Source organism: Streptococcus sp. 1055 (genome assembly GCF_013276815.1).
Taxonomy (GTDB): domain Bacteria; phylum Bacillota; class Bacilli; order Lactobacillales; family Streptococcaceae; genus Streptococcus; species Streptococcus pseudopneumoniae.
Map to the genome: position 1 here is coordinate 1 of NZ_VMLT01000087.1, position 24,430 is coordinate 24,430.

General features: G+C 37.4%; 25 protein-coding genes, 1 pseudogene and 1 riboswitch. Of the genes and pseudogenes, 16 read left to right on the forward strand and 10 right to left on the reverse strand.

Annotation, left to right across the window (positions count from 1 at the left end; translation table 11 throughout):
- Positions 1–225 precede the first annotated feature (225 nt).
- Positions 226–795, reverse strand: a complete 570-nt coding sequence (locus tag HT699_RS07735; RefSeq protein ID WP_000415698.1) for an MptD family putative ECF transporter S component — start codon at positions 793–795, stop codon at positions 226–228.
- A 134-nt stretch (positions 796–929) separates the two neighbouring features.
- On the opposite strand from HT699_RS07735, the gene HT699_RS07740 reads away from it, so the two are divergent.
- The 5 genes from HT699_RS07740 to nrdI all read left to right on the forward strand — a co-directional run bounded on the left by HT699_RS07740 (position 930) and on the right by nrdI (position 5,632).
- Positions 930–1,544, forward strand: a complete 615-nt coding sequence (locus HT699_RS07740) for a YesL family protein (protein WP_119946711.1) — start codon at positions 930–932, stop codon at positions 1,542–1,544.
- Positions 1,522–3,192, forward strand: coding sequence for a sensor histidine kinase (locus tag HT699_RS07745; RefSeq protein ID WP_345789795.1), 1,671 nt, complete (start codon positions 1,522–1,524; stop codon positions 3,190–3,192). Before HT699_RS07740 ends, HT699_RS07745 begins: the two co-directional genes overlap by 23 nt.
- An 11-nt stretch (positions 3,193–3,203) precedes the next feature.
- Complete coding sequence (locus HT699_RS07750) at positions 3,204–4,490, forward strand: response regulator transcription factor (protein ID WP_172934231.1); 1,287 nt, start codon at positions 3,204–3,206, stop codon at positions 4,488–4,490.
- A 60-nt stretch (positions 4,491–4,550) separates the two neighbouring features.
- Positions 4,551–5,084 (forward strand): ABC transporter permease, encoded by a 534-nt coding sequence (locus HT699_RS07755; protein WP_172934232.1) that lies wholly within the window; start codon positions 4,551–4,553, stop codon positions 5,082–5,084.
- A gap of 77 nt (positions 5,085–5,161) precedes the next feature.
- Positions 5,162–5,632 (forward strand): class Ib ribonucleoside-diphosphate reductase assembly flavoprotein NrdI, encoded by a 471-nt coding sequence (nrdI, locus tag HT699_RS07760; RefSeq protein WP_023935560.1) that lies wholly within the window; start codon positions 5,162–5,164, stop codon positions 5,630–5,632.
- Positions 5,633–5,924: 292 nt separating this feature from the next.
- On the opposite strand, the gene HT699_RS07765 is transcribed toward nrdI, so the two are convergent.
- From HT699_RS07765 to HT699_RS07775, 3 genes are all read right to left on the reverse strand, one after another.
- Entirely contained in the window at positions 5,925–7,187 is a 1,263-nt protein-coding gene (locus tag HT699_RS07765; protein ID WP_054388107.1) for an NRAMP family divalent metal transporter, read from the reverse strand.
- A 357-nt stretch (positions 7,188–7,544) separates the two neighbouring features.
- Complete coding sequence (locus HT699_RS07770) at positions 7,545–8,003, reverse strand: DUF3021 domain-containing protein (RefSeq protein WP_172934233.1); 459 nt, start codon at positions 8,001–8,003, stop codon at positions 7,545–7,547.
- Positions 8,000–8,440: a LytTR family DNA-binding domain-containing protein gene (locus HT699_RS07775; protein ID WP_000861956.1), complete on the reverse strand. Its 441-nt coding sequence runs from the start codon at positions 8,438–8,440 to the stop codon at positions 8,000–8,002. Before HT699_RS07775 ends, HT699_RS07770 begins: the two co-directional genes overlap by 4 nt.
- Before the next feature lie 432 nt (positions 8,441–8,872).
- On the opposite strand from HT699_RS07775, the gene HT699_RS07780 reads away from it, so the two are divergent.
- The 7 genes from HT699_RS07780 to HT699_RS11540 all read left to right on the forward strand — a co-directional run bounded on the left by HT699_RS07780 (position 8,873) and on the right by HT699_RS11540 (position 14,457).
- The gene (locus HT699_RS07780; RefSeq protein ID WP_172934234.1) at positions 8,873–9,739 is read left to right on the forward strand and encodes a helix-turn-helix domain-containing protein; all 867 of its coding nucleotides are present in this window, start codon (positions 8,873–8,875) and stop codon (positions 9,737–9,739) included.
- A 146-nt stretch (positions 9,740–9,885) separates the two neighbouring features.
- Positions 9,886–10,020, forward strand: a complete 135-nt coding sequence (locus HT699_RS12035) for a hypothetical protein (RefSeq protein ID WP_258953702.1) — start codon at positions 9,886–9,888, stop codon at positions 10,018–10,020.
- A 25-nt stretch (positions 10,021–10,045) separates the two neighbouring features.
- On the forward strand, positions 10,046–11,161 hold the full coding sequence (locus HT699_RS07785) for a ThiF family adenylyltransferase (RefSeq protein WP_050223303.1): 1,116 nt from the start codon (positions 10,046–10,048) through the stop codon (positions 11,159–11,161).
- Positions 11,162–11,493: 332 nt separating this feature from the next.
- A complete protein-coding gene (locus tag HT699_RS07790) occupies positions 11,494–12,606 on the forward strand; it encodes an arginase family protein (protein ID WP_050223302.1) in 1,113 nt (370 codons plus the stop codon).
- Positions 12,603–13,130, forward strand: coding sequence for an isochorismatase family protein (locus HT699_RS07795; RefSeq protein WP_050223301.1), 528 nt, complete (start codon positions 12,603–12,605; stop codon positions 13,128–13,130). Before HT699_RS07790 ends, HT699_RS07795 begins: the two co-directional genes overlap by 4 nt.
- Positions 13,105–14,313 carry a hypothetical protein gene (locus HT699_RS07800; RefSeq protein WP_050971331.1) on the forward strand — a complete coding sequence of 403 codons (1,209 nt, stop codon included), beginning with the start codon at positions 13,105–13,107 and terminating at the stop codon, positions 14,311–14,313. The genes HT699_RS07795 and HT699_RS07800 overlap by 26 nt, the downstream gene beginning before the upstream one ends.
- A 33-nt stretch (positions 14,314–14,346) precedes the next feature.
- Positions 14,347–14,457, forward strand: a complete 111-nt coding sequence (locus HT699_RS11540; protein ID WP_191995007.1) for a fucose isomerase — start codon at positions 14,347–14,349, stop codon at positions 14,455–14,457.
- Positions 14,458–14,577: 120 nt separating this feature from the next.
- Here the strand turns inward: HT699_RS11540 and HT699_RS07805 are convergent.
- A pseudogene (locus tag HT699_RS07805) lies at positions 14,578–14,910 on the reverse strand (IS630 family transposase); the annotation flags it as partial.
- A gap of 201 nt (positions 14,911–15,111) precedes the next feature.
- On the opposite strand from HT699_RS07805, the gene mutL reads away from it, so the two are divergent.
- Positions 15,112–17,061 (forward strand): DNA mismatch repair endonuclease MutL, encoded by a 1,950-nt coding sequence (gene mutL / locus HT699_RS07810; protein WP_166731307.1) that lies wholly within the window; start codon positions 15,112–15,114, stop codon positions 17,059–17,061.
- Positions 17,062–17,385: 324 nt separating this feature from the next.
- Here the strand turns inward: mutL and ribE (HT699_RS07815) are convergent, their stop codons facing one another.
- The 4 genes from ribE (HT699_RS07815) to ribD are packed head-to-tail and all read right to left on the reverse strand — an operon-like array spanning position 17,386 to position 20,799.
- Positions 17,386–17,853: a 6,7-dimethyl-8-ribityllumazine synthase gene (gene ribE / locus HT699_RS07815; RefSeq protein ID WP_001099497.1), complete on the reverse strand. Its 468-nt coding sequence runs from the start codon at positions 17,851–17,853 to the stop codon at positions 17,386–17,388.
- Positions 17,854–19,059, reverse strand: coding sequence for a bifunctional 3,4-dihydroxy-2-butanone-4-phosphate synthase/GTP cyclohydrolase II (locus HT699_RS07820; protein ID WP_007284770.1), 1,206 nt, complete (start codon positions 19,057–19,059; stop codon positions 17,854–17,856). It abuts the gene before it with no gap.
- Positions 19,060–19,078: 19 nt separating this feature from the next.
- Positions 19,079–19,714, reverse strand: coding sequence for a riboflavin synthase (gene ribE / locus HT699_RS07825; protein ID WP_000493848.1), 636 nt, complete (start codon positions 19,712–19,714; stop codon positions 19,079–19,081).
- Positions 19,699–20,799, reverse strand: a complete 1,101-nt coding sequence (ribD, locus tag HT699_RS07830) for a bifunctional diaminohydroxyphosphoribosylaminopyrimidine deaminase/5-amino-6-(5-phosphoribosylamino)uracil reductase RibD (protein ID WP_050102115.1) — start codon at positions 20,797–20,799, stop codon at positions 19,699–19,701. The genes ribE (HT699_RS07825) and ribD overlap by 16 nt, the downstream gene beginning before the upstream one ends.
- A 134-nt stretch (positions 20,800–20,933) precedes the next feature.
- Positions 20,934–21,048: riboswitch (FMN riboswitch) on the reverse strand.
- Positions 21,049–21,204: 156 nt separating this feature from the next.
- Between ribD and ruvA the strand changes: the two genes are divergently transcribed.
- Genes ruvA through HT699_RS07845 form a run of 3 tightly spaced genes read left to right on the forward strand, consistent with a single transcriptional unit; the run spans position 21,205 to position 23,046 of the window.
- On the forward strand, positions 21,205–21,798 hold the full coding sequence (ruvA, locus tag HT699_RS07835) for a Holliday junction branch migration protein RuvA (RefSeq protein ID WP_172934235.1): 594 nt from the start codon (positions 21,205–21,207) through the stop codon (positions 21,796–21,798).
- Between the two features lie 9 nt (positions 21,799–21,807).
- On the forward strand, positions 21,808–22,368 hold the full coding sequence (locus HT699_RS07840) for a DNA-3-methyladenine glycosylase I (RefSeq protein WP_172934236.1): 561 nt from the start codon (positions 21,808–21,810) through the stop codon (positions 22,366–22,368).
- The gene (locus HT699_RS07845) at positions 22,369–23,046 is read left to right on the forward strand and encodes a type II CAAX endopeptidase family protein (protein WP_172934237.1); all 678 of its coding nucleotides are present in this window, start codon (positions 22,369–22,371) and stop codon (positions 23,044–23,046) included.
- Positions 23,047–23,200: 154 nt separating this feature from the next.
- On the opposite strand, the gene HT699_RS07850 is transcribed toward HT699_RS07845, so the two are convergent.
- Positions 23,201–24,232 (reverse strand): S66 peptidase family protein, encoded by a 1,032-nt coding sequence (locus tag HT699_RS07850; RefSeq protein WP_138707690.1) that lies wholly within the window; start codon positions 24,230–24,232, stop codon positions 23,201–23,203.
- Between the last annotated feature and the right edge of the window lie 198 nt (positions 24,233–24,430).

Consider the following 24,430-nt stretch of genomic DNA (forward strand, 5'->3'; position numbering starts at 1 on the left):
ATACTCAATGAAAATCAAAGAGCAAAGTAGGAAACTAGCCGCAGGTTGCTCAAAACACTGTTTTGAGGTTGGAGATAAGACTGACGAAGTCAGTTACATATACCTACGGCAAGGCGACGTTGACGTGGTTTGAAGAGATTTTCGAAGAGTATCAATTCTTGGGAGACTTCTTGACCAAGTCTTGAGCCATAAATAAAAAAGAGCCGCCTGGCTCTTTTTAACTAATCAGATTTTCTGTGCAAATTTTTTACTCAAGGCTTGTCCAATCAAGGCACCCACTAGGGCTCCGATGACAATACTTGCGATAAATAGAAGGACAGTTCCAGGGTTTGGCGCAACCATGATACGGTCGATATATTCTTGCGATTTTCCTCTTGCTAGAAGGGTTGCCATATAGGCTTGGGGTGCAATCCACATGAGTAAGATTGGTCCTGCTGTGCTAAAGGCAAAGAGTATGAAAGAAAGGAAATTCTTAGTTTGGTTCTTGTATTTTCCGAGGTTAGCTACTCCATCTGCTAGCAGCCCACAGATAATTCCAGGAAGGAAGGCACCGGCACCGTGTTTAGTTCCCAAGAAAAAGAGAGCAATAACAAGACCGATAGTGGTAACGGCTCCAAAGCGCGGAACTTTTGCGACTAGAATCATATAGACGCTACCGCCGACAAGGGCAGTAAAAGCAGGCGCATAAAACATGTTTCCAGTTTGGTCAAGGAGATTGCCCAAAAGAACACCAATCCCCATGCAGAGGAAGTAAAGAACTGCAAAAAGCAGTGTAGTTAAGATAGATTTTTCCATGAATTGTCTCCTGATCATTTTTTCACAATTCTCATTTTACCATGGTTTGATGGGATTGTAAATGGATACTAGAAGTTTTTGAAAACGCTTGAAATATGATATAATGGTTTCATAGTTATTTTTAGGGGGATATCATGGGTAGATTTTTAGACTTTGTCTTTAATCGTTTCTTTTTAGGGATGATTGCGACAGCCTTCTTTTGGCTATTAACCTTGGCAGGAGGAATTATCCTTGGTCTAGCGCCGGCTAGTGCCACCTTGATGAGCTTGTATGCAGAACATGGTTATAGCTTTCGGGAATACAGTTTGAAGGAGGCGTGGTCTCTTTATAAGCAAAATTTCGTCTCAAGCAACCTGATTTTCTATAGCTTTTTAGGAGTGGATTTAGTTTTGGTCTATGGCTTGTATCTCTTGGTGCAATTGCCTCATCAGACCATCGTTCATTTGATTGCGACCTTTTTGAATGTCCTAGTAGTTGCCCTGCTCTTTTTAGCCTATACAGTATCTTTGAAATTACAAGTTTATTTTGACTTGTCTTATCGAAATAGTCTCAAACTATCCTTGATTGGCATCTTTATGAGTCTAGCAACTGTGGCCAAGGTTCTCCTTGGGACCGTGCTACTTGTGGCAATTGGTTACTATATGCCTGCCCTACTTTTCTTTGTAGGAATTGGGATATGGCATTTCTTTATCAGTGATATGTTGGAACCGGTCTATGAAAGTATCCATGAAAAATTGGCGACAAAGTAGGATGAAGCAGTTTTGGCTACATACACTTCTAAGAACCTACAGTTCAGTGATGATCATTATTATTGCGAGTTTTGCAATCTTACTCTCTTACGCTGACTGGGATTCACGGGAAAAGGAAGCTCAGAGAGTGGCCCAGCGTGTAACTGCTAGAACAGTGAGTGAAATTGAATATTACCATAGAGAGTCAACCCAGATAGCTCAGGCTTTAGTTGAAAATCAAGCTCGTATTGAGGGAATCTATAAATACTTTAGCCTCAGCATGCCAGACTATTTTTACTGGCAATTAGAGCGGAAAGCTTCGCCTTATGTATCAGTCTCTCTGCATGAAAATGTTGATGATCTCTATGTTCGAAATGATTTTGTAACTGGAGTGGCCATTGCTTTTCAAGATTACAAGGAAGTCTATGTTTCTACTAAAGACAAACGTAGTGGAGAAAAAATCAGGGCTGAGGATTTCAAACCAGCAGGAAATAGTTTTGCCATTCCGGTGTCAGATCCAGTGTCAGATCAAGACTTAGGAGTGATTTACATCTCCTTGGATCCTGCTGTTTTATACCATGCCATTGATAATACTAGAGGTCATACTCCGATGGCAGTAACAGTGACCTCACCTTTTGATACGGAGATTTTTCATATTGGTGAAACAGTTGATAAGGAGAGTGAAAATTGGCTAGTTGGCTTAACCTCTCATGGATATCAGGTTCAGGTGGCAGTTCCCAAAAACTTTGTTTTACAAGGAACAGTGACTAGCTCTGCTTTGATTGTGGGCTTGAGCCTTCTCTTTATTATCATTCTTTATCTGACTTTGAGGCAGACTTTTGCTAATTACCAAAAGCAGGTAGTGGATTTAGTAGAATCCATTCAAGTCATTGCTCAAGGCGAAGAGGGGCGTCGGATTGACATTTCCGAAAAAGATCAGGAATTACTCCTAATCGCGGAGACGACCAATGATATGTTGGATCGCTTGGAAAAGAATATCCATGATATTTACCAGTTAGAGCTTAGTCAAAAAGATGCCAATATGCGAGCCTTGCAGGCGCAAATCAATCCTCATTTTATGTATAATACGCTGGAGTTCTTGCGCATGTATGCAGTTATGCAGAGTCAAGATGAGTTGGCAGATATCATTTATGAATTCAGTAGTCTCTTGCGTAACAATATTTCCGACGAAAGAGAGACCCTCCTCAAACAGGAATTGGAATTTTGCCGTAAATACAGCTATCTCTGCATGGTTCGCTATCCCAAGTCCATTGCCTATGGTTTCAAGATACATCCAGAGTTAGAGAATATGAAGATTCCCAAGTTTACCTTGCAACCGCTGGTAGAAAACTATTTCGCGCATGGTGTTGACCACAGGCGGACAGATAATGTGATTAGCATCAAGGCTCTTAAACAGGATGGTTTTGTGGAAATTTTGGTGGTCGATAATGGTAGAGGAATGTCGGCTGAAAAGTTGGCAAATATCCGAGAAAAATTAAGTCAGAGATATTTTGAACACCAAGCCAGCTACAGTGATCAAAGGCAGTCTATCGGGATTGTCAATGTCCACGAGCGTTTTGTGCTCTATTTTGGAGACCGCTATGCCATTACTATAGAGTCTGCAGAGCAAGCCGGTGTTCAGTATCGTATTACAATTCAAGATGAGTAGAAAGGGAGAAAATGTATAAAGTATTATTAGTAGATGATGAGTACATGGTGACAGAAGGTCTGAAGCGTTTGATTCCCTTTGATAAGTGGGATATGGAGGTCGTCGCAACAGCCAGTCATGCCGATGAAGCTCTAGAATATGTTCAGGAAAATCCTGTCGATGTCATCATTTCCGATGTCAATATGCCAGACAAAACAGGGCTTGATATGATTCGGGAGATGAAAGAGATCTTACCAGATGCTGCCTATATCCTGCTCTCAGGTTATCAGGAGTTTGATTATGTAAAAAGAGCAATGAACCTTAGTGTGGTGGACTATTTGGTCAAGCCTGTTGATAAGGTAGAGCTGGGAAATCTGCTGGAGAAGATTGCAGGTCAGCTCGGCGAGAGAGGGAAGAAAAGTCAGACTCTTAGTCAAGAATTAGACGAGGCTGGATTTGTTAGTTATTTAGGGGATAAGGAGAATTGGTGGATAGGTCTATCCAAGGAAAAACAAGGTTCCTTCACCATTCCCTACTATGTCTTGGGCCAAGACTGGCAGATTTTCATTTCTGACCAAGCCCTAGATGGCTTAGTTGTTACACCTTTTGAAGCTCCTTATCAAGAACACTTTGAAGGCTGGAAGCTGAATGCTGAGAAAACCCTCTTTTACGGTTCTGTAAATTTGCAGCAGTATGAGAGTCTCTTTGCCTATTACGAACCGATTTATAGGGTTATCATTCAGGGAAATCTCAATCAAATCGTAGAAGAGTTAAATCTCTTGGAGAAGGTAGTTCTTGAAAATACACCGCGTGTTCCGATTACTAAACAGCTTTTTATTCAGTTTGTCATGGATGTTTTCCATTTATTTGAGCATCTCAAAGCTGATGACCTGACAGACATCGTCAAAACCATTCATGCTATTCAATCCTTCGATGAATTGGTTTCTTATATCAAGGAAACTCTGACCAGCTTTTTCGGTCAATACCGTATGAATGAAAATGTGGTCAGTGTGCTGGAAGTCATTGGTCGTGATTACCAAAAAGAGCTTTCCCTCAAGGATATCAGTAAGGCTCTCTTTATCAATCCTGTCTATCTAGGGCAGTTGATTAAGCGAGAAACCGATTCGACCTTTGCAGAGTTACTAAACAAACAACGTATTAAGGCTGCCCAGCAGCTCTTGCTTTCAACCAGTGACAGTATCGAAGATATTTGTTATGCTGTTGGTTACAGTAACCTTGGATATTTCTATAAAGTGTTCCGAAAATTGTGCGGAAAATCGCCAAAAGCTTACCGAAAACAGGTAGAAACGATACTATAAGATTTGTATTCCTTTGCAAAAAGTGCTATAATATGAATAATATTATCAGGAGGTTCTATTATGAAAAAGAAACCAATTTATCTATGGGTCTTGCTAATCTTGTCTGCCCTTATTTCAGCTATGTCTCTGTTTGGAATGTTGAGTCCCTTACCTAGCAAAGAAGCCCTTCGTGCCGCTCAGAAACAAGTTGCAGGGGTCAGTGCTCAGCAATTAGAAGACAACATCAATTACAGCTATAGAGTAGCAGAATCAACTCATTCTATTTTTAATATGGCCTTGATTGTGCTATCTGCTATTTTAGTGGTTGTAGCGATTGTCTTCCTTATTCGTAAGAATTTGCAGTATGCAAATTATACTTATGTCGGCTATGTTTTGCTAGCCATTATTGGTTCGATTTATGGCTATGTTGGTTTACAGGACGCTGTGCAGTTAGTTCACGATGAAACCATGCGTTTAGGGATCAGTGTTATTTCACAAGCCGTTAGCATTCTCTCTATCGTCATCAATATTCTCTTCCTAGCCCTTGTCTTCTACAAGATATGGCGTCAGCAGAAAGCCTTGGCAGAAGAAGAGGAAGCAGAAAATCTTGCTTAAGTATTGACAAAAAAGAGCTATCAAGTTACAATCTTGGTAGTTCTTTTTCGATTAAAAATAAAATCATGGAGGTACATATGAAGACAATTTCTTTAGTTTATATTAGTTTGAGTGGCAACACTGAAAGTTTTGTGACGCGCTTGAAAGACTATCTCTTGTCCCAGTACAAAGGGATTGAGGTTCAAAAGATTCATATCAAGGATTTGGTCAAGGAAGGCAAAAATTTCTATGAAATGGACCATCCCTATGTCGCTTTTTTGCCGACCTATCTCGAAGGTGGGAATGGCGTGGATAACGGAGATGTTGAGATTTTGACGACACCGGTGGGAGATTTTATTGCCTATGGTAACAATGCTAGTAAGTGTTTTGGTGTGGTTGGGTCAGGAAATCGTAACTTTAATAACCAATACTGCCTAACAGCCAAGCAATACAGTCAACGCTTTGGCTTCCCTGTATTGGCTGACTTTGAAATGCGAGGCATGCTGGAAGATATCAAACGTGTCGCAGCTATTATCGCAGATTTGTATGAGTTGGAAAAGGAGAATTAATACTCAATGAAAATCAAAGAGCAAACTAGGAAGCTAGTCGCAGGTTGCTCAAAGCACAGCTTTGAGGTTGCAGATAGAGCTGACGTGGTTTGAAGAGATTCTCGAATAGTATAAAGTTCTTATAAGAGGTGGTTGAAGTTGTTCAACTGTTTTTTGAGTATAAACAGTCTTTAAGAACGTAAAAAAGCATAAGTTCAGGTCTTCAAAACCTTGTTCTTATGCTTTTTATCATAGAAATATTTGCTGAATGTTCTCTTGAAATGAAACCTTATCTTCATCTCGCGCTTGTCCCTTACCCTGCTTTTCCGATTGCGAGTGCGTAGATAAAGAAGATGGCGAAGCCAAAGAGGAAAATCAATCCCGCAATGGCAAGGTGTTTGAGGCAAGAAGGAAGATTTTTGTTTTCACGCGTTACCAAGGCGTAATTCAAAAGAGCAAAGAAAGGTGTTGTCAGGAAAGAGCCAATCATGGCAAAGCGGAGCATGGTTGAAACCTGACCAGCGAAGAACTTGATAATGACGATACCGATGATAGCAGTGATGGTCATCCAGATGTTCAAAGATTTACGATTGTCCTCTTTTTGACTGATTAGCAGTCGGAGAGATTCCTGATTAACGCGAGAATAGCCATCGATAACAGTTATAACTGTTCCAAAGATACACAGGAAAGCAATAAAGGTAATCAAGTAACGGGACCATTCGCCAAGAACAGAGGCATACATGCCCACGAATTGAGAGATGTATTTGGCTGAAGCAGCTTCAACCGCCTGCCCTGTAGGATACTGAATCAGTGCTCCCAGTGCCACAAAGAAGACGGCTAGGATAGCTGTTCCAATATAACCAGTGTTAAAGTCAAACAGAGCGTCTTCTTTGTTAAAGTTGACGGTCTTTCTCTTTTCAGCTGACCAAAGTGAATTGATAGATGAAATTTCAATAGGAGCAGGCATCCATCCTAGGAGGGAGACGATGAAGGGCAGAGCTGCCATTTGCCAAGGTGTCTTCTCGACAAAATCAGAACTGTATTCTGGATGCTTGACCGCTGCTATGATAACTGCAAGAACAGTTGCAATGGTCAAAGCTGACATGATCCATTTGACCATGCCGTCTAAAAGTTTGTAGCCTCCAAAGAGTAACATAGCCCAAATGATGGCAACGAGAATGAGGGACCACTGAGTGATGCTAAGACCAATCATTGGGAAGGCACTGGCGATGATAGCTGAGCACAGAATGGCAACACCAGCCGTGTTGACCATAGCCGAAAAGACATTGAGAATAAAGAAAATCCAGAGATAGAGTTTTCCTTTTTCGGCATAACCTTCAACCAAAGTCTTTCCAGTATCAGCTGTGTATTCAGCACCAAAACGGAAAAATGGATATTTAAAGACATTGGCTAAGATGACCAAGAGAAGTAGAGACCAACCGTAAGAACCGCCAGCTTGAGTGGAAGATACAATGTGGGAACCTCCAACAGCGGCAGTTGCCATTAGGATTCCAGGTCCCATTGCTTTTAGTTTACTTGTCCAGGTTGATTGATTTAAGGAAATAGCTTGCGACATGATAAATACTCCTTTTTGAATTTTCAGAATAATCTGGATATGTAATCTATATTCTACAAAAAACTTTGGGAAAATGCAAGAATATTTTGAAAAAAGATAGAAAATTACAGAAAATTTACAAAGAAGATCTGAAAATAACTACTATGATAGCAATACTCTTCGAAAATCTCTTCAAACCACGTCAGCGTCGCCTTACCGTAGGTATGGTTACTGANNTATCCACAACCTCAAAACAATGTTTTGAGCAACCTGCGGCTAGCTTCCTAGTTTGCTCTTTGATTTTCATTGAGTATAAGGTGCAGCAGGATAAAGAAAAACCGAGAAGTTTCTTTCTCGGCTTTGCTTATTATGAGGTTCTTACTTTTTATGCTTCAAGAGTTGATTGATGTGATCCACTTTTTTAGCCTCTCTTTTATAGAGAATAGCCCAGATGATGAGATAGACAATCGCAAACTCGATAATGAGCTGGAGATAGAAGAACCAGTGGAAAGGGAACCAACCTGCCAGAGTTGCCAGTGGGATAAAGCCAGCCAGCATGAGGAAGAAATGGGAAAGCGTCGCACGAAGCATGCTCCAGTCACGGCTGAATAATCGTTTACCAAAGTTGAAGAGAATACCGATGGCTGCCCAGATAAGAGTACAGTAGAGCAAGACCAGGGCACCGTGAACCTGATGTTGAGTCATCACTTGGCCGATGAGAGAGTAGGGATTGAGCGGTGCGTAGGTATTTGGTGCATAAATGAGTGAAAAGAGGATAGAGAGGATGAGGCCGATAAGAACACCGGCAGCTGCATCGTGAAATACTTGTTTTTTCATAGTTCTAATTTCTCCTTGATGGTTTTTAGATAACGGCGTGAAGAGTAGGTGAAGCTTTCGTTTTTCAAGAAAATTTCTACCAGACCGTTTGGCGTGAGCTTGAGGTGAGAGATGGAATCGATATTGATGATTTCTGATTGGGAAATTTGGATAAAATTGGTTGGCAAGAGTTTAAGAACCTGATAGAGTCGCAAATCAATGCTGTAGGTCTGACTCGCGGTTTCTGCTAGAACCTTCCGATTCTCGATATAGAAGCGCTGAATCTTGCCAATCTCAACTAGATAGACCTGATCATCGATTTTTCCTTTGATTTTTTCTCTTTGGTCCAGATTTTCTGCGAACTCGATGACTTTCTGGACTTTTTCGGTTTCTTGAGGTGCTTGGACAATCAGCTTTTCCTCCTCGTAAGTCTCACTAATCTGTAGTTCTACTTTCATAGTTTTCTCTCCTTTTCAGTTATACAAGGTTGTGATCACTTCCTGTATATCCTTATTAAACACTATTTTATAGCCCATGGCAAGGAACCTTGTCTATGTGGAGGGATTGGGCTCCTATGTGGTGGAGCTTTTCTGTTCTTTCTGAAATATGGTATAATAGCACTAATCAATTTCTAGGAAAATAGATACGGAAAGGGGCTGAAAGAACTAGGGGAACAGTTGGAATTAGAAAGTGATAGGTATGAAAAGTGGCGTTGAAGCTGAATAAGTTTATAAAGCGTTTGAATGAAGAAATGGAAAGTAAATAAGTTGACGATGAATTACAAAATAGATTTTATCTACAATTTGTATCTTTCAAATCATTGATTTGAATTTTAGATTTAATCATGTTACAATTAAAACTGAAATCAAATAGAAGAGGAAAATGCAAACGTGGGCACACTATTAGCAACAAGATTAAAAAATAGACGGAAAGAATTAAAAATGTCTCAGCGAGAACTAGCTGAAGGTATCTGTAAACAGGGGCAAATCAGTCGATTAGAGAGCGGAGAGTTTACCCCTGGAGCGGATTTCCTGAATGCCCTTGCTAAGAAGTTAAAAGTCAGTATGGATTATTTTTTTGATGAGCAGGTTGTAGAGAAAGTTGAGGAGTTATCAGAATTTAAGAAATTAGCACAGACATTTATTACAAATCGCAATTATGAGTCTTTGAAATATATATATGAATTGGAGAATGTAAAAGTTCACCGCCTATCTTTAGCAGATAAAATCTACATGGAATTGATAAAATCTCTGATAGATTTTTATTTTTACGGACAGAAAGAAGATGCGATTGTACGATTAGAGGGGGTATTATCACAGTTAAGTGTATCTGATTTGAACTATCTCCAAGTTTCAAACACCCTATTCAATTTTTATTATGATATTGGAGATTTAGGTCGTTTCAATAAAATTCGTGAAAAACTAGAGTATCAAGTAAATCAACTCAATTTGAGTACAATCGAAGAGTTAGAACTATCTATTAAGTTTAACTACAACGTTTGTCGTTATCTATGGTTACAGAAAAATATTGAAGAAGCTATTACTAAAATTACAGCTACTATAAAACAATGTAAGGCTTACAGAACGAATTATCTTTTGGCTGATTTGTACTTATTGATGGGAAACGTAAGTGAAAATTTCTCTTCTAAAAGTTCAGTGAAAGAATATTTTGAGACAGCTCATTTCCTTTACAAATTAGAGGAAAACATCTCAATGGCTTTGAAAGTTGAGCATTACATTGCAGATATAACAGAATAATGAATACGGTGTTCAAGTGAGCATCGTTTTTTAAACTTATCTTAGATACAAAAAAGTATCAAAACAAAAAAAATAAAAAAATATTATAAAAACACTTGACGAGCTAATTTTGAAGTGATAAAATAAATGAAAAAAAGGAGAGGTATATGAGAAGTTTGTTTAAGAAAATAGTTGCTGTATTAGTTATTGGATTAATTCTGTTAGGGATTGCGAGAACACCTCAAGTTCATAAGATAGCTAGAGGGATTGATCCAGGTCCAGCGAATATTATGTCGAAATAAAATTTGAAAGATTGGAAAATAAAAAATGAGAAAACCATATTTCAAAAAGCAGTTAGCTCTAATTCCGTATGAAAATAAATTATCAATAGGTTCTACTCCTGGATTTGCATTAGAAATATCAGATGATGACCATCTAGTGTATAATATATTGAAACTTTGTGATGGTTTTCATAGCGAGGAAGACATTGCCGATTTACTTTCTGTTGATTTCCCAACTATCACTATTAGAGAAGTGTCAGAAATTTTAAGCGAGTTAGAAAACTATCCTGTCGTTTTAGAAGATTTTGAACTAACTTTGAATAGTGAACTAACTCCTAACCAAATTGAAAGACATAGTAGAACTATGAATTTTTTATCTAATTTTGATGCGTCTGGTAATCACAAAATAGATTACATGAAAAAGATAATTGATTCGAATGTGTTAGTAATTGGTCTAGGAGGTGTTGGTTCATCTTTGGTAATGAATTTATCAGCACTAGGGGTAGGTACTATAATTGGAGTTGACTTTGATAGTGTTGATTTATCTAATTTAAATAGGCAAATTCTTTATAATGAGTCTGATATTGGTAAGCTCAAATCAGAATGTGCCACAAATAAGATTTCTGAATTTGATAGTAGTATCAAATTTATTACCTATCAGCTAAAAGTTACATCTCCAGCTGATGTGGAAAAATTAATAAACGATCATGAAATTGATTTTGTATTTTGTGCTGCCGATCAACCTTCTATTTGGATTTATAAATGGATTAACGAAGCCTGTTTTAAAACTGGAGTGGCTTGGTTGTATGGTGGCAATAGTGAAGCGTCTTCATATTTTCAAACGATTATTCCAGGGGAATCAAGTTGTTTTAATTGTAGGGAACTTAATTTGAAGATGAAATCATCAGAGGGATTTGTGAAGTATAATGAAGTTTTAAAAAATGGGTATGCAACACAAAATAACTGTTTGGCTGCAACATCTTCTTGTATCACATCATTCATGATATTTGATTTTATCCGATTTATTACTGATATAGAAAAACCTAGGGTCCTAAATAAAATCCTGACAATTGATTATAGAGATTACGATATTTCATATGAAAGTATAGAAACTAATCAAGATTGTTTTTGTTGTCATCATGTCCCTGGAGAGGGACGTTAATCAATACTACTAATTAATTAGGAGGAAAAGTCTCATGGCAGATAATAAAAAGCCTAAGAAAATTGAGATTAAAGTGTTGGACACTGTCGAGCTCACAAAGCGTGGCGGTCGTAATACTATTAATCCAGAATCATAGTGAAGTTTAGAACTTTGCTTTTTGGGACATAATCGAGCTTTTATCTATTTTATGATTAGTGTCATTATTAATTTAGAACGATAGTTTTATAAATTGGTAAAAAAGGTTCGATTATTTTTGATTCGTTAGTTTGATACTAATCGTTTTAGAGTTTGGTGACGATGTCCCGAACTCTTTTTAAAAAAGGAGCTAGCTTATGGACATCAAGAAAGAATCCATTTCAGTAAAATTGATTGACAGTGATTTAATAGAGTTGATTAATTTGCAAACAGGACAAAAGGCTAATATAAATAAATTGACCTATGATGTTATATGTTCTTTGATCAACGAAGAAGAGTCCGAAATTTTTGGAAAGTTTGAAATTTCAGAATGTGAATTAGCTCAAGTAAAGAAGATGATGTTAGATTTAAATTTACTTAGTAATAATAAAAATTCGATTATTTTAAATAGAGAGCTTGGAAATTCTATTTTTGATAGTGATATGAATGACTATGATAAAAGAATTTTATTTGTGGGTCTTCCATATGATTCAGGATCTACTGGATCTACAGGTTCTAAGGAGGCGCCGAATTATATTAGAAGATACTACTCTGGTTTTTCATCAACTAGTAATGATTTTTATTTCCAGTCTTGCTCTTTTACTTATTCAAGTCAATTCGGAAGGTATGTTGAAGATTTTGGGAATATTCTTTATATTCCTGGAGAAGGATATAATGCGTTTCATGAAAGAGTAATAAACAATCTTAGTAAAGTAGAAAATAAAAAAATTCTTGGTTTTGGTGGTGACCATTCAGTATCCTATTCGATTTTGGAAGGATTAACTCAAAGAAATAAAGATGAAATTATTTATGTTAAATTTGATGCTCATTTTGACTGTGCTGGAACTAGTGAATTTCTTCCTATTAATCATCATAATTATGTTGAAAAAATTAGAGAAAAGGAAAACGTTTCGATATGGCATATTGGAGTTAGAGAACCTAGATTACCATTTTATGAAACAAGAGATGATTTATTTATAACTGATTTTAATCAACTTAACGATATGATAAACAAGAATAGAAATAAAAAATTCTATCTCTCAATAGATGTAGATATACTAGAACCTATGAATAATCCTGGAACGGCATATCAAATTCCAGAAGGTTTTGAGATAGATGAATTAATTTCTTTTCTTGATTTATTTGATAAGATAAATATTATTGGATTAGATGTTGTAGAGTTTAATCCCCTATTAGATAGAAATAACTCGTCTTTGAAGAATGTAAAAAAAATATTAACCAGAGCAATTAGATTGTTGGAGACATTATGAAGGCACTTATTATTTTAGATTGTCAAAAGGGAATGATTTCGGGAAAACAGTTTGATAAAGAATTGTCTAATATAAAATCATTGCTAGATTACATAAAAGAAAAGAAGGGTATTATTATTTCGACAAAACATATTGATTATGAACCAACTTCTATTATCTATTTTAGTGATAAATCTAAGTCTGACTTAGAAAGTTTTGTGGAATCTAAATCAGACTATATTATAGAAAAGAGTACACCGAATATTTTTATCCAAACTGATTTATTAGAGATATTGAAGAAAAATAACGTTGATGAAGTAGTAATATGTGGATTTAATGCCGAATATTGTTGTCTGTTTAGTGCAATTATATTCAATGATAGAGGATTTAAAGTTACTTATATAGAAGATGCAACTTCTTCTGTCAATACTCCTGATACATATGAAATGCCCGGGCTAGATATTGTTGATTTTGTAGGATGCATCTTAGATTGGTCAGGGTTAATTGAGGTATTGTACTATGAAGAATACTTATCGAAATATTGAGTTTTTTTCTGATTTTTTTCTACGTCAGGAATCAAAAGAAACAATCATTATTGGTAGAACTTCTATAAATAAATATATAGAAATACCTTATGATACTATCGGTATTATTAATGATATTTATCACCAGAAAATCATTTTAGATGAATATGATAATTATGAAGTAGAAGATATAGATGAGTTTATTCGAAATTTAATTGAACTCAATTTTATAGAGTATGCTGATGGTAAAAAATTTGAGTCAGAAACTATTAATATTGATGGGATTAGTTTTCCATTGATTACTCAAGATATATTAAAAAAGATTTTTACCAAAAAATTTTTTATTGCATTACTTATCTATTTAATTACTATTTACTCTTTTATTATTGCTAAACATTCCGACTTATTTAATTTGAATTATAAGCAAATATTTTTTTCTAGGTCGTTATTATTAATTACGTTTACTATAACAATTCTGGATTTTATTTTAGTATTTTTGCATGAATTTAGTCATTTTATGGCAATTAGACTATTGAGTGGTGAATTAGGTCATGTTGGAATTGGTCGGCGATTATTTTATTTTGTGTTCCAAACTAAAATTGATAATATTTGGATTTTAGGAAAGACAAAAAGAATTATTGTATACTTATCGGGTATAATATGTGACTTATTTATTTTATCATTATTGTGTTTATGTTCAATTATTCTAAAGAATGGACTTTTATTTAGTATTACTAGAATTGCAGAGTTTCTGCTCATTGTTGGTATATTGTTTGAGTTTAAGTTCTATCTAAAAACAGATTTATATTATTTGATTTCAGATTTATCAAATTCAAGAAATCTTATGAATGAGTCTAGAATGGTGTTAAAGAACTTTTTTACTAAAAGAAAATCGAAAAATATTATTGCAAGTATTTACTCTATTTTAATGATTATTGGTATCTTTATAGAAATTGCGATCGTAGTTTTGATAGGTTTTCCATCATTTTTATTTGTTCTAACACAAACCATAGAGGACTTTATGAATAGTAATTGGGATTATTTTTTTGCTAATCTGTTAGTTATTTCTTTGGGAACTTTGGAATTTATATTGATTTCTTATTTATTTTGTAAAGAAAAATCATCTAATTTAAAATTGTTTTTTTCAAAAATATTGACAATAAGAAAGTTGGCTCATATAGGTGAACCGCACCCCAAAAGTTAGACAGGAAAACTCTAACTTTTGGGGTGTTTTTTGATGAAACTCAATTACGAAGATAAAGTTCATATCTATGAATTGAGAAAACAAGGTGCTACTTGGGCACAACTTTCTGAAAAATATGGTGTCGTGACAAGCAATCTTAAATAATAGAGTAACTACATTAGTAGCTTAAAAACGTGATTAAATCGCTATTCTTAGGACTAGCGATTTTTCTTTTTGTATAAAAAAGTGGAGTAAGTATATATAGTCATTTAGTTTTAAAAAGCGTTCCAAACATTCAAAAATAGTTGGGACTTCCCTTAATAAATCTGTTACTTTCTTTTTCAAGATAGCCCAAGCTTGCTCAATAGGATTCAAATCCAGTGAATAAGGTGGTAGAGGTAAGAAAAAGTGTTTATCTTGAATGCAAAGTTCATCCAAAATGTTCTTGGGATGAAAACTAGCATTGTCCATGATAATGACATGAGATGTCTTTAAAGCAGGCAGGAATTGCGTTTTGAACCATTCCACAAAGAAGTTACTCGTCATGCTCTCCTTGTAAATCATGGGAGCTATAAACTCTCCGTCTACTTGTCCTGCAACAATTGAAGTCCGCTCAAAGACTTTCTCCCCTCGCCTAGCTTTCTAGTTTGCTCTTTGATTTTTATTGAGTATACCACTATTTTACTCCCTCTGGCAAGGGACTTTGTCTATGTGGAGGGATTGGGCTCCTATGTGGTGGAGCTTTTCTGTTCTTTCTGAAATATGGTATAATAGCACTAATCAATTTCTAGGAAAATAGATACGGAAAGGGGCTGAAAGATGTCTCATATTATTGAATTACCAGAGGTGTTGGCAAACCAGATTGCAGCTGGGGAGGTCATTGAACGTCCTGCCAGTGTGGTCAAAGAGTTGGTAGAAAATGCTATTGACGCTGGTTCTAGTCAGATTATCATTGAGATTGAGGAAGCTGGTCTCAAGAAAATCCAAATCACAGATAATGGTCATGGAATTGCCCACGATGAGGTGGAGCTGGCTCTGCGTCGTCATGCGACTAGTAAGATAAAAAATCAAGCAGACCTCTTTCGGATTCGGACGCTTGGTTTTCGTGGTGAAGCCTTGCCTTCTATTGCGTCTGTTAGTGTCTTGACTCTGTTAACGGCGGTGGATGGTGCTAGTCATGGAACCAAGTTAGTAGCGCGTGGGGGTGAAGTTGAGGAAGTCATCCCAGCGACTAGTCCTGTGGGAACCAAGGTTTGTGTGGAGGATCTCTTTTTCAACACGCCTGCCCGTCTCAAGTATATGAAGAGCCAGCAAGCAGAGTTGTCTCATATCATTGATATCGTCAACCGTCTGGGCTTGGCCCATCCTGAGATTTCTTTTAGCTTGATTAGTGATGGCAAGGAAATGACGCGGACAGCAGGGACTGGTCAATTGCGCCAAGCAATCGCAGGGATTTACGGTTTGGTCAGTGCCAAGAAGATGATTGAAATTGAGAACTCTGACCTAGATTTCGAAATTTCAGGTTTTGTGTCCTTGCCTGAGTTGACTCGGACTAACCGCAATTATATCAGCCTCTTTATCAATGGCCGTTATATCAAGAACTTCCTGCTCAATCGTGCAATTCTTGACGGCTATGGCAGTAAGCTCATGGTGGGGCGTTTTCCACTGGCTGTCGTTCACATTCATATCGACCCTTATCTAGCGGATGTCAATGTGCATCCAACCAAGCAAGAGGTGCGGATTTCCAAGGAAAAAGAACTGATGACGTTGGTCTCAGAAGCTATTGCAAATAGTCTCAAGGAACAAACCTTGATTCCAGATGCCTTGGAAAATCTTGCCAAATCGACCGTGCGTAATCGTGAGAAGGTGGAGCAAACTATTCTCCCACTCAAAGAAAATACGCTCTACTATGAGAAAACTGAGCCGACAATACCTAGTCAAGCTGAGGTGGCTGATTATCAGGTAGAATTGACTGATGAAGGGCAGGATTTGACCCTGTTTGCCAAGGAAACCTTGGACCGATTGACCAAGCCAGCAAAACTGCATTTTGCAGAGAGAAAACCTGCTAACTACGACCAGCTAGACCATCCAGAGTTAGATCTTGCTAGCATCGATAAGGCTTATGACAAACTGGAGCGAGAAGAAGCATCCAGCTTCCCAGAGTTGGAGTTTTTCGGACAAATGCACGGGACTTATCTCTTTGCCCAAGGGCGAGATGGACTTTACATCATAGATCAGCACGCTGCTCAGGAACGGGTCAAGTACGAGGAGTACCGTGAAAGCATTGGCAATGTTGACCAGAGCCAGCAGCAACTCCTAGTGCCCTATATCTTTGAATTTCCTGCGGATGATGCCCTGCGTCTCAAGGAAAGAATGCCTCTCTTAGAGGAAGTGGGCGTCTTTCTAGCAGAGTACGGAGAAAATCAATTTATTCTACGTGAACATCCTATTTGGATGGCAGAAGAAGAGATTGAATCAGGCATCTATGAGATGTGCGACATGCTCCTTTTGACCAAGGAAGTTTCTATCAAGAAATACCGAGCAGAGCTGGCTATCATGATGTCTTGCAAGCGATCTATCAAGGCCAATCATCGTATTGATGATCATTCAGCTAGACAACTCCTCTATCAGCTTTCTCAATGTGACAATCCCTATAACTGTCCTCACGGACGTCCTGTTTTGGTGCATTTTACCAAGTCGGATATGGAAAAGATGTTCCGACGTATTCAGGAAAATCACACCAGTCTCCGTGAGTTGGGGAAATATTAAAAGTATAAAAAAGTCTGGGAAAAATGTTCAAAATCAGAAAAACGCATAAAATCAGGTGTTCAAAAACCTTGATTTTATGCGTTTTATCATAGAAATATTTACTTCATTTTTTCCTAATTCTTTTCGAAAATCTCTTCAAACCAGGTCAGTTTTATCAGTAATCTCAAAACAGTGTTTTGAGCTAATTTTGCTAGTTTTGTCTGTAACATCGAAGTTGTGTTTTACCACTCTGCGACTGGTTTCCTAGTTTGCTCTATGATTTTCACAGAGTATTAAATTGCGATTTTGCCAAGTTTCTTTATTCGTCTAAAAGTAGAGTCTGTTCTATGCGTCTAATGTACGAATTAGGTTGACCATTTCAATAGCGCCTTGTGCACACTCAGAACCCTTATTTCCTGCTTTAGTGCCAGCTCGTTCTATGGCTTGTTCAATTGTATCTGTCGTTAGCACACCAAACATAACTGGGATTTCGCTATTTAAACTGATTTGGGCGATTCCCTTAGATACCTCGCTACATACATAATCATAATGACTTGTATTCCCTCTAATGACAGCTCCCAAGCAGATAATTGCATCATATTTTTTACTTTTTGCCATTTTTGATGCAATCAGAGGTATTTCAAAAGCTCCTGGAACCCAGGCCACCTCGATATCTTTCTCGTTTACATTCTCTCTTTTGAGATTATCCAGTGCTCCAGATAATAATTTTGAAGTTATAAATTCATTAAATCTCGCTACAACAATACCGATTTTAATATCGTTCGCTACTAAATTACCTTCATAAGTGTTCATTTATTTTTCCTCCATATTTAAAATGTGACCCATTCGATTTTTCTTTGTTTCTAAATAAAAACTATCGTAAGGATTGGCTTCTATTTCGATTGGTATTCTACTGGAAATGGTAATTCCATATTTTTCTAACTGTTCAACTTTGTCAGGATTATTTGTCAGTAAATGTAGTGACTGTAGTCCTAGGTCTTTAAGCATTTGTGCTCCAATATGATATTCTCTTAAATCACCTTCAAAGCCTAATGCAAGATTGGCATCAAGCGTATCCATGCCTTGATCTTGTAAATGATAGGCTTTTAATTTATTGATAAGTCCAATTCCTCGTCCCTCCTGTCGCAAGTAAAGTAAGACACCCGAACCATTCTCAACAATCATTTTCATAGCTTTATCGAATTGCTGTCCACAATCGCAACGTAAAGAGCCTAAAACATCTCCTGTTAAACATTCGGAGTGGACCCGACATAATACATTGGCTTCATCCTCTATGTTTCCCATAATAAGAGCAAGATGATGTTCCCCATTTAGTTTATCTATATAGCTAATTGCTTTGAAATTACCGTATCTAGTAGGCATATTGACAGTTGAAACTCGTTCTACCAGCTGATCATATACTTTTCTATATTCTTGTAATTCTTTGATGGTAATTAGTGGAATCTTGTGTTTCTTCGAGAACTGAATTAAATCATCTGTTCTCATCATTTTGCCATCATGATTCATTATTTCACAACATAGGCCACACTCTTTTAGTCCAGCTAATTTTAATAAATCAACAGTTGCTTCTGTGTGTCCATTTCTTTCTAGAACACCACCTTTTTTTGCAATTAAAGGAAACATGTGTCCTGGCCTGCGAAAATCAGAGGGTATTATATCTTCAGCTACACACATACGTGCGGTCAGTCCTCTTTCCTCGGCAGAAATACCTGTGGTCGTTTCTTTATAATCAATTGAAACTGTAAAAGCAGTCTTATGATTATCTGTATTGTTTTCAACCATAGGTGAAAGCATTAATTGATTAGCTAAACTTTCGCTCATAGGCATACAAATTAATCCTTTGGCATAAGTAGCCATAAAATTAACATTTTCTGTTGTAGCTGCTTGTGCAGAACAAATTAAGTCTCCTTCATTTTCTCTATCCTTATCGTCTATAACAAGAACAAGTCGTCCCTTCTGCAATGCTTCTAATGCTTCTTGTATTTTTCGATATTCCATTGACTGATTATCCTTTCTGCTAAAATCCATTTTGATATAATAGTTCCTTAGATATTTCTGATTTTGGAGAATTATCCATCAGTTTTTGCACATATTTACCTAAGATATCATTTTCAAGATTTACTGTACTCCCGACTTGTTTACTCTTAAGAATGGTTTGTTCCAAGGTATGAGGGATAACAGATACTGAAAAGTTTACTTTGGAGACTTTAGCGACAGTCAGACTAATGCCGTCAATTGTAATAGATCCTTTTTCAACTATTAAATCTAAAATTTCTTTTTGTGTGTTGATTTGATACCATACAGCATTATTATCTTTTTTTATTGACGAGATTTTTCCTGTACCATCAATGTGTCCTGTAACGACGTGACCCCCAAGTCGACCGTTGACAGATAAGGCTCTTTCTAGATTCACCTCACTTCCATGTTTTAATAGAGTAAGAGCTGTTCGACTCCATGTTTCATTCATTACATCAACTGTAAAGGATTGATGATTGAAATGAGTAACTGTAAGACAGATACCATTTACTGCTATACTATCGCCTAAATGGATATCCGTTAATATTTTTGAGGCTTTAATTGATAGTTTACAATTACGAGAGTCTTTCTGTATTCTTTCAACTTTTCCGATTTCTTCAATTATTCCTGTGAACATGGATAAATCACTTCACTTTCTATGAGATAGTCATTTCCTATTTGAGAAAAAGCATAAGGTTTCAATCTAATAGCGTCATTTGGCAAAGAAATGCCTTCACCTCCGACAGGAAACTTGGCACTGCCTCCAAAAATTTTTGGTGCAATATATATTTTCAGCTCATCAACAATTTGTTGTTCCAAAGCACTCCAATTCATTAGACTGCCCCCTTCTAGAACTAGGCTATCAATCTGCATGTTTCCTAGATGTTGCATTAAACTCGATAAGTCTATATGATTGCCTTTTTTCTTTATGGAAAGTATTTCACAGCCATGATTTTGATATAGCTTCATTTTATTTTTGTCTTCAGAGGAAGTGGCAATGTAAGTTTTAATATCATTTGCTGTTTTTACGATTTTAGAGGTAAGAGGAGTTCGTAAATGTGTATCGCATATGATACGGATAGGATTTTTCCCTTCCTCCAATCTACATGTCAGCAAAGGATCGTCTTGAATAACAGTATTGACTCCCACCATAATTGCACTAACATGGTGTCGTAACTGATGCACATGCTTTCTTGCCTCTTCTTCAGTAATCCATTTGGATTGATTTGTTTTAGTGGCTATTTTTCCATCCATTGTCATTGCATATTTCATAAAAACATAGGGTACATGCTGGGTAATATACTTTCTAAAACTTTTTATTAAGTTAAGACACTCATTTTCTAAAATTCCAACAGTAACTTGAAGATTATTTTCCTCAAGTATCTTTACTCCTTCTCCAGATACAATAGGATTACAGTCTAGGCTTCCAATGACTACTCTTGTAATACCACTATCGATTATAGCATCTATACAGGGAGGTGTTTTCCCGAAGTGACAACAGGGTTCAAGTGTTACATAAAGCGTCGCTCCGACAGGGGATTCTCTACAGTTTTTAAGAGCATTTCTCTCAGCATGTGGGCCACCAAAAAACTCATGATAACCTTGTCCGATGATGTGATTATCTTTTACAATAACTGCGCCGACCATAGGATTGGGATTGACGTAACCAGCCCCTTTTTGTGCCAGTTTTATTGCTAATTTCATATATTTTGAATCGCTCATCTCACTACCTCCAAAAAAAATATACCTTGAATAGGGGACTACTCAAGGCATACAAAAGAAAACTTATGCGATTAACAAAAATGCTCTGAAATGACAAGTAATCATTTCAGAGCACGCAAAAAGCACAAATATACTTTTATCTTCTTTCATCCAGACTATACTGTCGGCTTTGGAATTTCACCAAATCATGCCTTTCGGCTCGTGGGCTATACCACCGGTAGGGAATTGCACCCTGCCCTGAAGATAGTTATTCAATTACAGATGATTATAGTACTTAATTTTGAATATGTCAACAGATAAATACAGATTATTTTTGATATACTGTATTTGTGATAATCGATTCTCGCTCCTCGGATAAAGAAAATATGATATACTAGATAAACGAAATAAGAGAGAAGGAAAACTATGTACGAATATTTAAAAGGAATCATTACCAAAATCACTGCCAAATACATTGTTCTTGAAACCAATGGTATCGGTTATATCCTGCATGTGGCCAATCCTTATGCCTATTCAGGACAGGTCAATCAAGAAGCTCAAATTTATGTGCATCAAGTCGTGCGTGAGGATGCTCATCTGCTTTATGGATTTCGCTCAGAGGATGAGAAAAAGCTCTTTCTTAGTCTGATTTCGGTCTCTGGAATTGGTCCTGTATCAGCTCTTGCTATTATCGCTGCTGATGACAATGCTGGCTTGGTTCAAGCCATTGAAACCAAGAACATCACCTACTTGACCAAATTCCCTAAAATTGGCAAGAAAACAGCCCAGCAGATGGTGCTGGACTTGGAAGGCAAGGTAGTAGTTGCAGGAGATGACCTTCCTGCCAAGGTCGCAGTGCAAGCAAGTGTTGAAAACCAAGAACTGGAAGAAGCCATGGAAGCCATGTTGGCGCTGGGCTACAAGGCAACCGAGCTCAAGAAAATCAAGAAATTCTTTGAAGGAACGACAGATACAGCTGAGAACTATATCAAGTCGGCCCTTAAAATGTTGGTCAAATAGGAGCAGAGCATGACAAAACGTTGTTCGTGGGTCAAGATGACCAATCCGCTCTACATCGCCTATCATGATGAGGAGTGGGGCCAGCCCCTCCATGATGACCAAGCATTGTTTGAGTTGTTGTGTATGGAAACCTATCAGGCAGGCCTGTCTTGGGAAACGGTGCTCAACAAACGCCAAGCTTTCCGAGAAGCATTTTATGGCTATCAAATTCAAGCGGTGGCAGACATGACCGACACCGAATTGGAAGCCTTGCTGGATAATCCAGCCATCATTCGAAATAGAGCCAAGATTTTTGCTACACGCGCTAACGCCCAAGCCTTTCTACAGTTACAGGCAGAGTACGGCTCTTTTGATGCCTATCTTTGGTCTTTTGTTGAGGGGAAAACGATCGTCAATGATGTTCCCGACTACCGCCAAGCCCCAGCTAAAACCGCTTTGTCTGAAAAATTAGCCAAAGATCTCAAAAAACGAGGTTTCAAGTTCACAGGTCCAGTCGCGGTCTTGTCTTTTCTACAGGCTGCAGGGCTGGTTGATGACCATGAAAATGATTGTGAATGGAAGGGGAATTAAATGATGTCTAACAAAAATAAGGGAATTCTGATTTTTGCGATTCTCTATACAGTCCTCTTTGTGTTTGATGGCGTTAAATTGCTGGCTTTCTTGATGCCATCTGCCATTGCAAATTATCTAGTTTATGTAGTACTAGCTCTATATAGCTCTTTCTTGTTTAAGGATAGATTGATCAAACAATGGAATGAGATTAGAAAGACTAAAAGGAAATTCTTCTTTGGCGTCTTAACAGGATGGCTATTTCTCTTTCTGATGACTTTTGTCTTTGAATTTGTATCAGAGATGTTGAAGCAGTTTTTTGGGCTAGTCGGACAAGGTCTAAACCAGTCGAATATTCAAAGCACTTTTCAAGAGCAACCAATACTGATAGCTGTTTTTGCTTGTGTTATTGGACCTCTGGTAGAAGAATTAATTTTCCGTCAAACTCTATTGAGATATTTGAGAAAAAATCTGCCAACTTGGCTGAGTATCTTTATAGCCGGCCTTGCTTTTGCCTTAACTCATATGCACAGCTTGGATCTATCTGAGTGGGTCGGTGCAGTCGGTTATCTAGGTGCTGGCCTTGCCTTTTCTATTATTTTTGTGAAAGAAAAGGAGAATATCTACTATCCCCTACTTGTTCACATGTTAAGCAACAGCCTCTCCTTAATCATTTTAGCTATCAGTATAGAGAAATGAAATAAGAACAGGACAAATCGATCAGGACAGTCAAATCGATTTCTAACAATGTTTTAGAAGTAGAGGTGTACTATTCTAGTTTCAATTTGCTGTAATATGTGATGAAAATGCCAGTAATGATACCGAGAAAAAAGCTGAGAAACTTTTCCCAGCTTTATTTGTTATAGTCAAAGCGAATGACTTGTTCCTGTGCATCTACATGAGCATGGACCCCAAAGGGTACAATTGCTCTTGGAGTTGCGTGGCCGACATTCAGATTATAGACAATCGGGATATTGCTGTCAATAATATCCAATAGTGCCTCTTTATAGTCATCATGGAAAGTTTCATCCATAGGTTTTCCGACCAAGAGTCCATTGATGACCGCGAATATGCCAGTGTCCTTTAAAGTTAGCAACATCTTTTTGAAGTCTTCTGTCTTAGGCTTTTCTTCGCTTGTTTCGAGCAAGAGGATTTTCCCTTCCCAGTCTGACAAGTCAGGGAAAAGTTTGTATTTTTGGCAGAGCTCCGTGCTATCTGCGTATCGAGAGTTGTCAAAGATATCGTAGAGGGACTCAAGGCAACCACCGAGGATTTTCCCCTCGAACTGGGCACTTCCTTGCAACAAGTCAAAACCTGTATTTGTATGACTGACACGAGGTGTTCCCAGGGCCGTGGGACTAAAATCAGTTCGTTCCTCATACCAAACGTCACTAGGGCGGATTTCTGAAATTCTTCCCGTCTCAATCAATTCTTTAAAGTAGTGAAGGCTATAGGCTAGCATTTCTTTGTCTAATTCACAAATGTCTGCTAAAAAGGATTGACCATAAAAAGTCTTGATTCCTAATTTATGCAACATGAGGTGGTTCATGGTTGTATCCGAGAAGCCAAGAAAAATTTTTTGTTTGATAACCTTTTGGAGTTGGTCATTTTCAAAAAGATAAGGTAGTAAGCGATAGGTATCGTCTCCACCGATGGCACATAGGATCATATCGATGCTATCATCAGAAAAGGCATGAATCAAATCCTCTGCACGCGCTTCAGGATGGTCCTTGATAAAGTCTAATCCTTTTAACGAATGGGGCAAAAAGATAGGATTGAGTCCCAGATCCTTGAGACGTTGGATACCCAAGTCTACTTCGTGTTTGACAAAGTCCTCTCCGATAATGCCACTAGATAAACTAACAATACCAATAGTAGAAATCATATCTGATCCTCCTAGAAATAGATTGAGCCTATTTTATCACAAAATATAAGAGAAAGCTATGTGGGATTTCAGAAGAATACTTTTAATACTCTTCGAAAATCTCTTCAAACCACGTCAGTTTTATTTGCAACCTCAAAGCTGTGCTTTGAGCAACCTGCAGCTAGCTTCCTAGTTTGCTCTTTGATTTTCATTGAGTAT

Excerpts from the sequence above, each read along its gene's own strand:
- HT699_RS07735 (WP_000415698.1), bottom strand. The coding sequence starts at position 795 with ATGGAAAAATCTATCTTAACTACACTGCTTTTTGCAGTTCTTTACTTC.
- HT699_RS07740 (WP_119946711.1), top strand. The coding sequence starts at position 930 with ATGGGTAGATTTTTAGACTTTGTCTTTAATCGTTTCTTTTTAGGGATG.
- HT699_RS07745 (WP_345789795.1), top strand. The coding sequence starts at position 1,522 with ATGAAAAATTGGCGACAAAGTAGGATGAAGCAGTTTTGGCTACATACA.
- HT699_RS07750 (WP_172934231.1), top strand. The coding sequence starts at position 3,204 with ATGTATAAAGTATTATTAGTAGATGATGAGTACATGGTGACAGAAGGT.
- HT699_RS07755 (WP_172934232.1), top strand. The coding sequence starts at position 4,551 with ATGAAAAAGAAACCAATTTATCTATGGGTCTTGCTAATCTTGTCTGCC.
- nrdI (WP_023935560.1), top strand. The coding sequence starts at position 5,162 with ATGAAGACAATTTCTTTAGTTTATATTAGTTTGAGTGGCAACACTGAA.
- HT699_RS07765 (WP_054388107.1), bottom strand. The coding sequence starts at position 7,187 with ATGTCGCAAGCTATTTCCTTAAATCAATCAACCTGGACAAGTAAACTA.
- HT699_RS07770 (WP_172934233.1), bottom strand. The coding sequence starts at position 8,003 with ATGAAAAAACAAGTATTTCACGATGCAGCTGCCGGTGTTCTTATCGGC.
- HT699_RS07775 (WP_000861956.1), bottom strand. The coding sequence starts at position 8,440 with ATGAAAGTAGAACTACAGATTAGTGAGACTTACGAGGAGGAAAAGCTG.
- HT699_RS12035 (WP_258953702.1), top strand. The coding sequence starts at position 9,886 with ATGAGAAGTTTGTTTAAGAAAATAGTTGCTGTATTAGTTATTGGATTA.
- HT699_RS07785 (WP_050223303.1), top strand. The coding sequence starts at position 10,046 with ATGAGAAAACCATATTTCAAAAAGCAGTTAGCTCTAATTCCGTATGAA.
- HT699_RS07790 (WP_050223302.1), top strand. The coding sequence starts at position 11,494 with ATGGACATCAAGAAAGAATCCATTTCAGTAAAATTGATTGACAGTGAT.
- HT699_RS07795 (WP_050223301.1), top strand. The coding sequence starts at position 12,603 with ATGAAGGCACTTATTATTTTAGATTGTCAAAAGGGAATGATTTCGGGA.
- HT699_RS07800 (WP_050971331.1), top strand. The coding sequence starts at position 13,105 with ATGAAGAATACTTATCGAAATATTGAGTTTTTTTCTGATTTTTTTCTA.
- HT699_RS11540 (WP_191995007.1), top strand. The coding sequence starts at position 14,347 with ATGAAACTCAATTACGAAGATAAAGTTCATATCTATGAATTGAGAAAA.
- mutL (WP_166731307.1), top strand. The coding sequence starts at position 15,112 with ATGTCTCATATTATTGAATTACCAGAGGTGTTGGCAAACCAGATTGCA.
- ribE (WP_001099497.1), bottom strand. The coding sequence starts at position 17,853 with ATGAACACTTATGAAGGTAATTTAGTAGCGAACGATATTAAAATCGGT.
- HT699_RS07820 (WP_007284770.1), bottom strand. The coding sequence starts at position 19,059 with ATGGAATATCGAAAAATACAAGAAGCATTAGAAGCATTGCAGAAGGGA.
- ribE (WP_000493848.1), bottom strand. The coding sequence starts at position 19,714 with ATGTTCACAGGAATAATTGAAGAAATCGGAAAAGTTGAAAGAATACAG.
- ribD (WP_050102115.1), bottom strand. The coding sequence starts at position 20,799 with ATGAGCGATTCAAAATATATGAAATTAGCAATAAAACTGGCACAAAAA.
- ruvA (WP_172934235.1), top strand. The coding sequence starts at position 21,205 with ATGTACGAATATTTAAAAGGAATCATTACCAAAATCACTGCCAAATAC.
- HT699_RS07840 (WP_172934236.1), top strand. The coding sequence starts at position 21,808 with ATGACAAAACGTTGTTCGTGGGTCAAGATGACCAATCCGCTCTACATC.
- HT699_RS07845 (WP_172934237.1), top strand. The coding sequence starts at position 22,369 with ATGATGTCTAACAAAAATAAGGGAATTCTGATTTTTGCGATTCTCTAT.
- HT699_RS07850 (WP_138707690.1), bottom strand. The coding sequence starts at position 24,232 with ATGATTTCTACTATTGGTATTGTTAGTTTATCTAGTGGCATTATCGGA.